A 12383-nucleotide genomic window follows, 5' to 3' on the forward strand; every position below is an offset into this window, starting at 1 on the left:
CTGCCTTTTTACTACGAGATGTCAAACGTGGATCAGGTCTGTCTCTTGACAGGTTTCCTGTTTTTCAGCGTTCAGAGACCAGTTTCCGGGCATACTCTATAAGCCCTCCCCCATCTACGATCTCGCGGACGAAATCCGGGAGGGGGGTTGCCTGGTAGGTCTCTCCTTTTGTTTTGTTTTGAATGACCCCTGTTGCAAGGTCTACTTCAAGTTCATCTCCGTCGTCGATCTTGTCCGTGTCCGGGCATTCAAGGACAGGGACTCCGATATTGATAGCATTCCTGAAAAAGATCCTTGCAAAAGACTTTGCGATCACACAGGATACCTTTGACCCTTTAAGGGCAAGAGGGGCGTGTTCACGCGAGGATCCGCAGCCGAAATTGCTTCCTGCGACCACGATGTCATTTTCATGAACATTTTTTGCAAAATCAGGGCGTACGCCTTCAAATGTATACTTAGCAAGCTCTCCCGGGGTATTGAAAATCAGGTACCTTCCGGGAATTACTGCATCCGTATCCACGTCATTTCCGAATTTCCAGGCTCTTCCTTTCATGAAATCACCGTAATTTGCTGTAATTAAACACTCTTGATTAAATGTTCACGATCTCTAAGGTAGGATGCCCGTTACTTCAGTGGCGGGAGGTATTCCTTCCACTTCCAGGTATTCCTTCCACTTTGTTGGATTTCTCTACTCTGCTTTGGAAATGAATTTCCTTTGCAGGTAACACGGTTTTGGAAAACCGTCTCCTCTCGCCAATGTTGGACATGCTTGTCGTGTGTAACACACCGCCCCTACCTCTCAGGACTTTTGATGTTACACGATATGGAAGTGGACTGAGGAAGCATCCAAATGTATCATGACATATCCAACGGAGTCAATTAAGACTTAGGCTGGTCAATCAAGGCTTGCCGAAACAAGCCTCCCACTTTAGTGGGGGTTATTGACAGGGTTGAAGTATCACAGGTAATATTTAAATTATTTTCTGACCGGTTATAAATATGGTTAACAATTCCTACCGTTTTACGGTTAGTTTTGCCCGGAAAACTTTAGTAAACAAATACTCTGCCTTAAGCAAATTGCTCTGGGTTTTGAGCTGGTGTTTCTTCTTTTTCCTCTCTTCAGGGCTCAAGAGCACTTGGCTCTCCTCCTCCGTGCCAGCTCCTCCTCGGGCGGATGCGCACCATATGGACAGATTCCGAGTGGTCATCTACTATCAATGCAGCTCCCCTTTCACTCCCCATTTTCTTCAGGTATGCCCTGAGGCTTTCCTGCATATAAAGGGGCCGGGAAGTTTCAAGGGCAAGTATATCATCACTTGAGGTGAGGCGGTGGCAGATAAGAAGGTCGCTCTGTGAGACAACATCAGGGTGAAGGCTTGCGGGTCTCTGAGTTGCCAGTACCAGGGAGAGGCCGGGCTGCCTGCCCTGCCTGAGGCAGCGGTTAATAAGCACCTCCGAAGCAAGGCTTTCCCTCCCCGCGGGGACGAAAATATGAGCTTCATCTATGAAAAACCAGACCATGGGGAACTCTTCTCCTTCCGATTTTTCTCCCATCTGCTTTTTTTCATAGGCCCTTCTTGCCTCAAGCCTCTCTGCATAAAGCCTGCCTGCAAGAATCGATACTGCCGCAGCACAAACGTTTTCGTTTTCAAGGGCGCTTACATCAAGGACTGTTGTCCTGCCCCCTGATATTAGTTCTGATAGAGGCGTCCCTTCCTTTGAAAAAAGACCCCAGGACTTCACAGCCCTTAAATAGTTTTCAGCAGCCCCTTTAGATGCTGAATCCGAACGCGTATCCAGGAATATCTCGCTGATAACGTCTTCAAAAGAATATGGTTCGCCTTTTTCCCGGAGGGATTCAATAGTCCTTACGAGCATAATTCCAAGAGGAGAAACCTCTTCAATCTTGAGAACCCTGCACCACTGGCTTCCGGAGAGCTCCCGGATTGAAATCGAAAAAGGCTTTACCTCTATGTTTCGCCTCTTATAGGCTTCTACCTTTCCTGCCGGCACGAAAACCTCGGTTTCGAGTCCTGTGGGTACAATGTCCCAGTTTTTTAGTCTTCCTGCCTCGGAAGCATTCGGATAACTCATTGTCCAGAAAATTCCCATGGTATCGATAATAAGGGACGCAAGTTTTCCCTTGATGGCGGGAGGGAGAAGGGCAAGTTCTTCCAGCATGCACCCCATCGTATAGGATTTCCCGTACCCTCTTTTCCCACAGATCAAAACAGCATGAGGTTTAAGGGCATCCAGATAAACGGCAGCTCCCCTCGAATGGTCAAGTGCCATATAGTTTCCAAGAAACAGGAGCCCTTCTCCATCATTTTCTTCGTTACCAAGAATACGCAATGTCCCGCTGAATTTTCCTCCAAAAGCAGGTCTGAACTCTTTATTTTCCCCTTCAGGCATCCTTGATAGTATCGGACTGATAACTACTTAAAATAATTTGTTTAGATTGGGTAAAATAAAAGTCTCTATCTTTAAGTTTTTCAGGCTTGGATCTCGTTTTGAGGATCCTTTTTAAGGCTCTTCGCTGTTTTGTATGGATTGAAAATAATTGTTCAGTTGGGAAGCGACCACACTAGAAAGATAAACATTTATCTTGAATGTGATTTCCCACTATAAATTTTTTCAAATATTATCTGTGTTGCATCTCCGGATTCAGGAAGTGAATATAAATTACCCACTTGAAATAGTGATGAACCAAAAAATCTTCTATTTGAGAAAAAGGGGTAATCAGGGATTGAAAGACCATTCCAACCCTGAATATCTAATGAAAAATTGAATTATTTGAAAGTTTCTGAAGATCTCAGTAACTTCAAAATACTTCAGTAACTTCAAAATACTTCAGTAACTTCAGAATACTTCAGTAGCTTCAGGTTATTATCTTATCCAGCTGGTTTGTCTGGGCTGCCTTTTTGATTTCCTGAGCTATTCTACGTCCGGTCGAGAGGTCTTCCTGGATCAGGTCTGCGTAAGGGGAACCTGAAACGTAAAGGTTTGTTCCTGCAACAATCCTGGCTGAAATCTCAAATACCTTAATTTCAAGCTCGTCCGTAAACACCGTTTCAAGGCAGAAAGCCCCTATCATCCCGCCGAAAAGGCCAAGGGATTCTTCAACCACTCTTTCTCCAAGAGAGAAGATCAGAGGCAAGAGGGACTCCCTTGCGACGAGGGGTACGTTTCCTGTAACCACATATGTCGGGCGGATACCTGCTTCTATAAGTTCTCTGGGAGAGCCAAGCCTGAAGATCTCATCGGCATTGGATTCTACCCTGCGGTCCATGCTAAGAAGTTCAAGGCTTCCTTCGCTTAAGGTATATCCTTCGTTTCTGATCGGGGAGTAGAAGTAATGCAGGTAATAGCGAGTTCCTGTAATGAACTCCTGGATAGTGTGTTTCTGCGTGTGGTCAACGAGTTCCTCGAATTCCTCGTAGGTTTTTGCAACGAAGAAGCCTTTTCCTCCTCTTGCTCCGTCGTACTTAACCATCACAGGCCCGTCGATATCGTGAGGATCATCTATTTTTCCGGGCATGTGGATGCCTGCTCCAAGGAGCCATTCCCGTTCTTTATTCCGGTCCGACTCCCACTCCAGTACAGCCCTGTTCCCGAAGGTAGGCACAGCCATCTCTGCAAAATTCTCCGTGCCCAGGTAAGCAACAAATGAACCGTGCGGGATAATGATGGTGTTTCTTTTTCTGAGCTCCTCGGCCTTATTCATGATATCTGCATAACTTTCGACAATAAGGTACTCGTCGGGTTTTGCTTTGGGAAATGCCTCATAGAATTTGGGCGGTTTGCCAACGCAGATCCCAAGAGTTCTGAAACCTTCTTTTCTAGCTCCATCAAAAATTTGAAGGCTTGAGTGAGAACAGACGGTTGCAATAGTAATGTCTTTTAAATCGTAATTTTTCAGAAATTCAAGAATCTGCTGTTTTGTGATCATAATTGCTACCAGCGGAAAATTTAGATTAGAATATACAATGTTATATTTAAGGTTAAGGGAAGGATTCTATATATAAATATAGTAGTGGATCTATAATAACCCGCGGAAAATAAAACTTTATATCAAGATCGGTGCAAAGTACAGTATAGAGTATAATTTAAAAATACTGATAATAAGGTTTATTAACTCAGGAAATACGCATGAACGGGCTTGAAGACAGAGAAGGTTTATCTGAAACCGGCGAGCCTCCCCAGGGGCCTGGATCCGGGGAGCAGGATAACAGGGTGCTTGTTCTCCCTGTAAACGGTGACTCAAGAAAACTTACCCAGATCCTCTCCAACGAAACATCCGTGAAGATCCTTGAACTTCTCGGAAAGAAAAGCATGTCTGCAACTAATATTGCAGAAGAGTTGAACCTCCCCCTTACTACGGTCAAATATAACCTCGATTCTCTGGCTGAATCCGATCTGATTAAAGTCAAACAGATAAAATGGAGCCAGAAGGGTAGGCAGGTCAAGATCTATGAATCAGTGGAAAAGCTGATTGTCCTCGTCCCTTCAAGAAATTCTATGGACAAACTTTCCATTATAAGTTTGCTGCAGAAATACATGGGAGTAATAGGGGCAGCTTTCTTTGCAGCTGCAGGAATTGAGTATCTCTCAGTCTACCTGCGGGCAAAAAATATCATCGATGCCACTGCTCCTTTGCGGAGGGGGATCACGGGGCCTGCAAATGTGGCTTATCCAGAAGCAATGATTATGGGGGACGTTGAAAACGAAAGCTTGAGCCCTAAAGCAGAGAGTTATGAGTCTACTTTTGACCAGGCAGTGACAGAAGAGGCGGCAATGAACGCAAGCCCTGAGCCTTTTGCTGGACAGCAGGTAATGGATGGCGGGAGCGCAGAAAATCTGTCTTCGGTTGCGGAAGTTCTCCAGGAAGAAGCGGTTGCGGAAGTCTCTGTCCCGGAGACTCTGGACTCAACTCCGGAACTGCCTGCCGTCCCTTCCGAAGGGCTCACACACTTCGGAGGAATCCATGGGCTTTATGATTCCCTTTCTCTTCACCCGGGGGTCTGGTTCCTTTTCGGGTGCATCTTTGTAATATTTTTGGTGATTTTAAGAGAAGTCTATTATAAGAAAAAAACCAAGTAATCAGGGATCGTATGAGAGTCGCTTTAAAGCTTGCATACATAGGCACCGAGTTTCATGGATCCCAGATCCAGCCGAATGTCGAGACCGTGGAGAAAGAACTCTTCAAGGCTCTTCGGAACCTCAGGATTATAGAAAGCCCCAAATCTGCTAATTATACTTGTGCGGGCAGGACTGATGCAGGAGTTCATGCCTTTGGACAGGTCATCGCTTTTGATACGGATAAACCGAACCTGGCAATTCCCAGAGTCGTCAACTCCGAACTTCCTCCAACCATATGGGCATGGGCTCATGCGGAAGTCCCCTGCGACTTTGACGCCAGGAGGAGTGCGGTTTCCAGGCACTACCGCTACGTGATGAGCGGTGAAGAGTTCGATATTTCAAAGATCAGGGAAGCTTCAAAACTGCTGCTCGGAACCCATGATTTTGAAAATTTTTCCCGATCAGACGGAGAAAAAAGTACTGTTCGTACTCTGGAGAGAATCAATGCCCGTGTAGATGGGGAACTTACAACGATTGAAGTAGTTGGCAATAGTTTTCTCTGGAACATGGTCCGAAAAATAGTGACCGCCCTCTCAATGATCGGAAAAGGGGTGCGTGATAATGACTGGTTGCTCCAGATGCTAAATCCCGAGATTTATGAAGAAGGAATTGAACCGGCCCCTCCCTATGGATTAACCCTTATGGGAGTAAACTATGGGGGAAATATAGAATGGATTGAAGATCATTACTCAATCAAGCGGGCAGGTGAGCAGAACCGCAAACGCATTCTCAGGTACAGGGTAATGGCTGAGGTGCTGGAAGAACTGATTTCCCATGAGTGACAAATATATTTAAAGGTGAAAAGTCACCTTTCTATCTTCCCTTCTATTTTCAAACAACTTTTACCTTACTTTATTCTATCTCAATAAGGCGTGAGGACTCCTTCCTCGGCGGCTCTCAAGCCGACAGGGAGGAGTAGTTCACATCCTTCTGGAAAATAGTTATTATCCGTGTGAGACTCCTGTGTACTCTCTGTACATAAATCTCAAGAACCTTAAGTCCTGCCTTCTCCCCGTATTCTAATGAGGCCTTGTCCGAGACAACAATCGCGATGCCTCCGGGTTTTAAGACGCGGTGGATTTCTTCAAGGGCGCCGGAATATAGCTCTTCTAAGGACCCGGCAAGGATTGCTGCCGACCTTCCGTAGGGCGGGTCAGTGACGACGGTATCGATTGTAGAGTCCTTTAGCGGGATCCTGCAGGCATCTCCTTCCATCAGGATGTAATCCAGTTCATAGGCTTCCAGGTTCATGTGAGCCCCGAGGACAAGTTTTTCCTGGGCATCTATTCCTATGACCCTTGCACCCACAAGCCCGGCTTCTACAAGTATGCCTGCAGTGCCGCAGAAAGGGTCAAGGAGGAGCTCACCAGGCTTTATTCCGGAAAGGTTTGTAAGGGCGCGGGCAACTCTTGGCATAAGTACGCCAGGGTGGAAAAAAGGCTTGTTCTGGGGGGTCCTGGCTTCATATGCGCTCCTGTCAACCGAGGACAGTAGAGTCCCAAGTACAGCTTTTTCACTCAGGATGAGCCGGAATTCTACATCAGGGCTCTTCAGGTTTGCCCTGAACCCTTTCCTGTAGATGAATCCTCCAATTTTCTGCTCAAGGGACTCGCACGGAAAGTCAACGTGGTGTTTGATCCTTTTTGCCCTTACAACAAAACTTTCTCCTTCCCTGATATATTCTCCAGGTTCAAAGGCTTCAGCAAGCTTCATGACCGCATCAGGGTTGTTTTCGGTAATTCCTACAACTTTCAGTATATGGTGGGTCATTGCCAGCCTTTCAGTTACAGGACCTTTAAGGGCTCTTTCAACATCCTCTTCTCTGCCTGCGATATCCACTACAAGACACTGGTCTACTCTTGCATGGGGCCGGAAATCAAGCCTCTCAATTTTGAGGCCGGCAAGGATTTCGGCAGCTGGCAGTTCTTCGTGCTCTCCAGAGAGTTCAAAAGCGTATAACATTGATGATCAGAAATAAATTGATTAATATAGTTCAAAATGATCTTCAGGCAGAGTGAAATAGTCTAACGAAATTCAAAATAATTTCTTGCAGATTAGGGGACAAAATATAAAATATCATATATTTAAAATTGTGTTAAGCCTGTGTTTTTATTTAAGTTTGTTTTTTCATTCGTGTTTTAAGAAAAAAGTTTCCTGAACAGGGGGCAGCCTGTAAGAGATCAATATCTGATAGATCCGCGTGTAAGAGATTACATTCAAGAGGTCTGCCTGTGAAGCAGGTTCTATCCTTCAAAACATCTTTCAAAACATCTTTCAAAACATTTTTTCAAGGGCTTCCCTGCCAGTCATTCCTATCTCAATTCCAAGCTCTCCGGCAAACTTTGTTACCTCGACAACAGTGGCTTTGAGCATATCTTCAAAACTCTGCACACCTTTCACTTTTGCTGCCGTATCCCCAAGGGTCTCAGCGGCACTGACATTAAGATAGCCGCACATCAGAAAACCCTTCTCTGCCCTTATAACCAGCAGAGGATACTTCTGCATCTCAAATCGGAGGCCAAGTGCGCACCCGTTTTCAAGTGGAATCTGTTCAATGAGCATGTTTTTCTGAATAAGCTTCAAGCCAGATTAACTTTTGGGCTCGGGTCCGGTTCCGGCGTCGGTCAGGCTCCGTTCAGGCTCCGTTCAGGCTCCGATTTATTTTTTTGAGGATATTTTTGAAAAACCCGGAGGGTTGACTGACTTCAGCTTTTTCTCCAGCAGGCAGGGTCTTGTTTTCCGCTGCTCCGTTTTCGTTCTCTACACTCTTATTCTCCGTACTCTTATCCCTATTCATTTCCATAGCCAGCATTTCGGCTTTAAGGCTTTCATTTTCCGAAAGCCATAGTGTAATGTTTTTTTCAGGGCCGAAGTTCCCTCTCAGTAATGTACGGTTATTTTCAAACTCAAGGCTTTTGTTCTCAAGACCTTCCGTTAATTCTGCATCAAGGCCCTGCGGGAGAGTAATCGTAACCTTTGAGTTCGGAGTGCCCATAAGCCATATGTCTGTTCCGGGGCCTGCTTCTTCTTTGAAACTATAGGTTACACTGGCGCGGTTTGTAATTGACGAGGTTTTATCAGTCCTTCCGAGGGCTTCTTTTGAGATCCAGAACTCAACGTCTCTTAACTCAACAGTATCCGAAGTCGAGTTGAGCCTTACATCAGGTTCTTCTTTTATGGCTTTCTCCATTTTGTCCCTTAAAAGAACCTCCATTTTATGGATTTCCCAGGCATTAACAAAATTGTCCTTGTTGCCCGTTTCTCTGTCTATGAGATTCCTTAAAAAAATAGCTTCGTTATCTGTAGTTTTCTCGTCGTAATTCCACGTAATCCCGTCCCTTTCCAGTGTGATATTGTTTCCTGGAATAAAAGCAGCAGAGCAGGGTTCTGCAAGAAGGGCAGGGATGAGGAAAGTTGCCAGTAAAAGACTGGCTAAAAGGAGGTGATGCAGTTTCAAGGCTGTCAACTCTTTTTTATTCGTTCTTCATCTTATTCGTTATTCTGTTTTTTCTTTTCCAGGACTTATTTTGTTGTGACTTCACACCCGTCCTGGGTTATTATTACCGTATGTTCTGCCTGGGACACAAGCCCTCCGGCACTTTCAATAAGTACGGGATAAGAGTGGATAATTCCGGCTTTTTCAAGCTGGATCAATGAAAATTCAAGTTTGTCTGAATTGAGCCAGCGCTTTGCAAAGGGGAGTTCCCTGTATTCTTCTACCTGTTTCAGGACGTTTCTGATTGCTGGCAGGCGTACAGGCTTTTTCCTTATAAGGCTGTATATCTCTGCCCAGCTGCCGTCGTGTACAAAGCCTGTTCCGTTAGTTGCAAAAGGTTCGATTGCAAGTACATCACCTTCCTTCAGGACAACTCCACCTTCTACGTGTTTGTTGGGCACTGAGGGGTTGTCGTGGGCCTCATACTGAGAAAGCCCATGGCCTGTGAGGTTCATAATAGGATTTAAGCCGTAGCTGCGGATACTCTCCTCTATTGCAGCCCCTACTTCCCCTGTGCCGACCCCTGGCTTCATGAGGTCAATAGCTGCTGCAAGGGCTTCTTCCGAAGCTTTTACGAGATCTGAATTGCCTGAAAGGTCCACAGTTACTGCCGAGTCTGCTATGTACCCGTCAACATGGACTCCGAGGTCCAGCTTCACTATATCTTTTCCGAAGACATCCTTATCTCCTGCTTTGGGAGTTGCATGGGCAGCTTCCTGGTTTCTTGAGATATTGCAGGGGAAGGCAGGCCTGCCTCCAAGCTCTATGGTTTTCTTTTCCACAAATTCAGCAACTTCAAGCAGGCTGTTTCCGACTCTCACCATATCTACGGCTTCGGTCCTGACAATCTTCAGAATCCTGCCTGCTTCTCTGTACTTTTCAAGGATATCTTCTTTGTTGTATACATTATCTGTCATGTTGACCTCAAACTGACTAATTTCTCATAAACGTATCCAGGCTATATACTGGCTGTAAGCCTTATTATAGCAATATTCTGCCATTAGTCCTGGCTATGAAATCCTATCTGTGCAAACCTGAGTTATAACCCCTTATTTTGGTCGATTTCTGCTGTATTACTGCTTATTTCCTGTAATACTACTTATTTTCTGTAATACTGCTTATTTCCTGTATTTCCGGGCTATAGAAGGCAAATTCTGATTACAATCTGGTTGCTTAATTTATATAAATGATTTTAATACAAATTTCTTTTCTAATCCTGTAAGGTTTTCACATCCTGTTTCGGTTACCAGCACCATATCCTCAAGCCGGATTCCCCCAATTCCGGGATAGTACAGTCCGGGCTCGATTGTTATCACATTACCTGCTTCCAGAAGCACACCGTTTTCTCCTACGCCGGGAAGTTCATGGATGTCAAGCCCGACTCCGTGGCCTGTAGAGTGAGTGAATCCGGCTTTTGCCCCGCTTCTGTAAGTATGATAGCCTCGTGCTTCAAAAAGGTCACAGACGGCACTGTGTATTTCAGCTGCCTTGACACCGGGTTTAACCATTTCCAGAGCTTTTTGTTGGGCTGCAAGTACAGTTTCATACATTGCCTTTAGTTTTTCCGAAGCCTCACCCCTGATCACGGTGCGTGTCATATCCGCAAAATAGCGCTTCTTTTTACTCCTTGGGAAAATGTCCAGGATGATCGGAGCATTTGCCCTGAGAGGCCCATCCGTAGTTCCGTGAGGGTTTGCAGTATTCTCTCCGCAGGAGACAATTGTCTCTTCGGCTTCGCACCCAAAATCCAGCAGAGTATGGTCAATGACTGAATTCACTTTAGCCCCGGTAAGTACCTGCCCTTCAAGGTAGAGAATGCCGTCCCTTTCTTCTGCTCCTGCTATCAGGGCAATTGCTGCCTTCATAGCCATTTCCCCTGCCATCTGGGCGTACCTTATGGCTTCAATCTCTTCCGGTCTCTTTAAGCTCCTCATTTTCCTGAAAGGGCTTTTTATAGGCACTACGGTAAATCCTGCTTCTGTAAGATAGTTTGAATAAAAAACCGGAAAATCGTAGGAAACTGCAACTTTTTTTACTTTTTCTTCAAGAAGCAGTTCGGATATGCAGGCTGCATAGGCAATAGATGCATCCTTTTTCTCCTTGATTTTCTCACGGTAGCCAAAGTCCTGAGTGGTTTTTATAATCGAAACCCTTGACTCGATTTCAGCCCTTCCGCGCTCCATTTCTGAAATGAAAAGAACTTCTTTCCCGGCTCCTGTTTGCAGATAAATGAAATCGTCCGATGCCAGGAAGCGGGTTGCATAGTAAATATCGGCATTATGAATACCCCCTGTCATCAGGTAAGCATCTGTTCCTGCTTCCTCAAGGGCTTTTTTTATGCTGAAGTCTGGCTCTGTCATGCAAGGTAATTCTTGTGTTTGTAGATAAAGTTGTTATCGTCCAGGCAGGCCTGTGTATCTGGTGTGAATGCAAATCTGGCCTGGTAACAAATCTAATCCTGATCTAATCCGAATGCAGCCCTGTTTTAATGTCGTTTAGCTTGTTTTTTAGGTATCTTTTTCAGGGCTTTTTTCAAGTTTGTTTTTGCCTTCTCCGCGATCTACTTCCTTTTTTAACTCCTTATTCATCTCGTTTCCAAGAACTAAAAGCTCCTCAAGCATCGTGAAATAGCGGTTAAGGGAAGCTGTCATCTCGTCCGAAAACCTGAGAATGCATATGTATTTTCGTTTTCCCCGCTCTCTTACCCACACTTTATCTTCGGGATTTTTATCTTTCACGTCGGCGAAAATCTCTGCTGCGCAGCCCAGAATCATTCGAATGTTTGATGTCAGGTCCCTCTTTATTCTATCTTTTTTAAACTCAAGGTAGTCGCGGGATATGTCTGTCTGAAGTAGCTGGTTCCTGTGAACCCAGTACTCATCGCGGTTGATGTGCTCTTCGACAATATCCTGTATGCGGAAGGGCAAGTCCTCAAGGCGTGACAGTTCATTAACCTTTTTTTTGCCAGTTTCTGCTTTCCCTGAGTAATCTTCGCTTTTCAGAGGAGGCACGTTTGCTTCTATTTCCCTTTGAATCCATTCCAGGGCGAAACTTTTGGTGGCTTCGATAAAAATGAGAGTCTCATCTTCCATTTTTTCTCTGGTACTCTTCATCTTCTTGCAGAGATCGCTATCTCTACCGGCGCTTTCTTCGGAACAATCCGGAGTATAGGGCCCAATTCCCATTTTTGTAACCTCCTGCGTCAGCTTTATTCCTTTATTCTTCTTTCTTTACATGTTTTTTTCGGGAAAAGTTTCCAGTGCTTCAGATCATGGTTCTGACCGTGAATGTGGAAGTTAAAAGGATTCTAAGAAATCGTGAGGGCCAGATCCGGAGATAAAAGGTAGAAGTTAAAAGGGTTCAGAGAAATCAGGAGGGTCATAGCAGGAGAATGACATGTAGAAGTAAAACAGGTAGAAGTAAGGTCCCCAAGGTCAGGAATTTCAGAATTGATTAAAATAAAAGCTGGATCGACTGATCAAAATTACACTTTATGAAAAGCAGGTTTGGAAAAAGTATATTAAAACAAATTATGTAAAAGCAATCTCATTAAAAAAATAAAGAAGCGCCCGGACCGGGATTCGAACCCGAGTCGGAGCCTCGACAGGGCTCCATGATAGGCCTCTACACTATCCGGACACTTCGGTCGTTTTAGTTGCTGTTTTGCCCGCGCTGCGAGCAAACCTTAAATGCTGTCTCTTATACACATCTGACGCTGCCGACGAATAGAGAGGTGTAGATCTCGGTG

The 12383-nt window shown here is 45.1% G+C and carries 11 protein-coding genes and 1 tRNA gene; 2 read left to right on the top strand and 10 right to left on the bottom strand.

Going from position 1 to position 12383, the window contains the following annotated elements; genetic code table 11:
* Nucleotides 1-64: 64 nt before the first annotated feature.
* The 3 genes from EO95_RS11910 to EO95_RS11920 all read right to left on the bottom strand — a co-directional run bounded on the left by EO95_RS11910 (nucleotide 65) and on the right by EO95_RS11920 (nucleotide 3949).
* Complete coding sequence (locus tag EO95_RS11910) at nucleotides 65-553, bottom strand: 3-isopropylmalate dehydratase small subunit (protein ID WP_048134901.1); 489 nt, start codon at nucleotides 551-553, stop codon at nucleotides 65-67.
* A gap of 566 nt (nucleotides 554-1119) precedes the next feature.
* Nucleotides 1120-2412 carry an ATP-binding protein gene (locus EO95_RS11915; RefSeq protein ID WP_048134902.1) on the bottom strand — a complete coding sequence of 431 codons (1293 nt, stop codon included), beginning with the start codon at nucleotides 2410-2412 and terminating at the stop codon, nucleotides 1120-1122.
* Nucleotides 2413-2878: 466 nt separating this feature from the next.
* Nucleotides 2879-3949: a formate--phosphoribosylaminoimidazolecarboxamide ligase gene (locus tag EO95_RS11920; protein ID WP_048134903.1), complete on the bottom strand. Its 1071-nt coding sequence runs from the start codon at nucleotides 3947-3949 to the stop codon at nucleotides 2879-2881.
* A 200-nt stretch (nucleotides 3950-4149) separates the two neighbouring features.
* Between EO95_RS11920 and EO95_RS11925 the strand changes: the two genes are divergently transcribed.
* Together EO95_RS11925 and truA are read left to right on the top strand one after the other, a co-directional pair.
* The gene (locus EO95_RS11925) at nucleotides 4150-5100 is read left to right on the top strand and encodes a transcriptional regulator (protein ID WP_048134904.1); all 951 of its coding nucleotides are present in this window, start codon (nucleotides 4150-4152) and stop codon (nucleotides 5098-5100) included.
* Nucleotides 5101-5111: 11 nt separating this feature from the next.
* On the top strand, nucleotides 5112-5921 hold the full coding sequence (gene truA / locus EO95_RS11930; protein WP_048134905.1) for a tRNA pseudouridine(38-40) synthase TruA: 810 nt from the start codon (nucleotides 5112-5114) through the stop codon (nucleotides 5919-5921).
* 115 nt (nucleotides 5922-6036) lie between these two features.
* Here truA and EO95_RS11935 read toward each other — a convergent pair whose 3' ends face one another.
* The 7 genes from EO95_RS11935 to EO95_RS11965 form a co-directional block, all read right to left on the bottom strand.
* Nucleotides 6037-7101: a TRM11 family methyltransferase gene (locus EO95_RS11935; protein ID WP_048134906.1), complete on the bottom strand. Its 1065-nt coding sequence runs from the start codon at nucleotides 7099-7101 to the stop codon at nucleotides 6037-6039.
* Nucleotides 7102-7413: 312 nt separating this feature from the next.
* A complete protein-coding gene (locus EO95_RS11940; RefSeq protein ID WP_048134917.1) occupies nucleotides 7414-7701 on the bottom strand; it encodes a YunC family protein in 288 nt (95 codons plus the stop codon).
* Between the two features lie 73 nt (nucleotides 7702-7774).
* The gene (locus EO95_RS11945; protein WP_048134907.1) at nucleotides 7775-8596 is read right to left on the bottom strand and encodes a hypothetical protein; all 822 of its coding nucleotides are present in this window, start codon (nucleotides 8594-8596) and stop codon (nucleotides 7775-7777) included.
* Nucleotides 8597-8661: 65 nt separating this feature from the next.
* Nucleotides 8662-9552: a type II methionyl aminopeptidase gene (gene map / locus EO95_RS11950; RefSeq protein ID WP_048134908.1), complete on the bottom strand. Its 891-nt coding sequence runs from the start codon at nucleotides 9550-9552 to the stop codon at nucleotides 8662-8664.
* A 261-nt stretch (nucleotides 9553-9813) separates the two neighbouring features.
* Nucleotides 9814-10995, bottom strand: a complete 1182-nt coding sequence (locus EO95_RS11955) for a Xaa-Pro peptidase family protein (RefSeq protein WP_048134909.1) — start codon at nucleotides 10993-10995, stop codon at nucleotides 9814-9816.
* Nucleotides 10996-11142: 147 nt separating this feature from the next.
* Nucleotides 11143-11820 carry a hypothetical protein gene (locus EO95_RS11960; protein WP_048134910.1) on the bottom strand — a complete coding sequence of 226 codons (678 nt, stop codon included), beginning with the start codon at nucleotides 11818-11820 and terminating at the stop codon, nucleotides 11143-11145.
* A 381-nt stretch (nucleotides 11821-12201) separates the two neighbouring features.
* A tRNA-Asp gene (locus EO95_RS11965) sits at nucleotides 12202-12274 on the bottom strand.
* Nucleotides 12275-12383: the final 109 nt, after the last annotated feature.

This window comes from Methanosarcina sp. 1.H.T.1A.1 (genome assembly GCF_000979295.1).
Lineage (GTDB): Archaea > Halobacteriota > Methanosarcinia > Methanosarcinales > Methanosarcinaceae > Methanosarcina.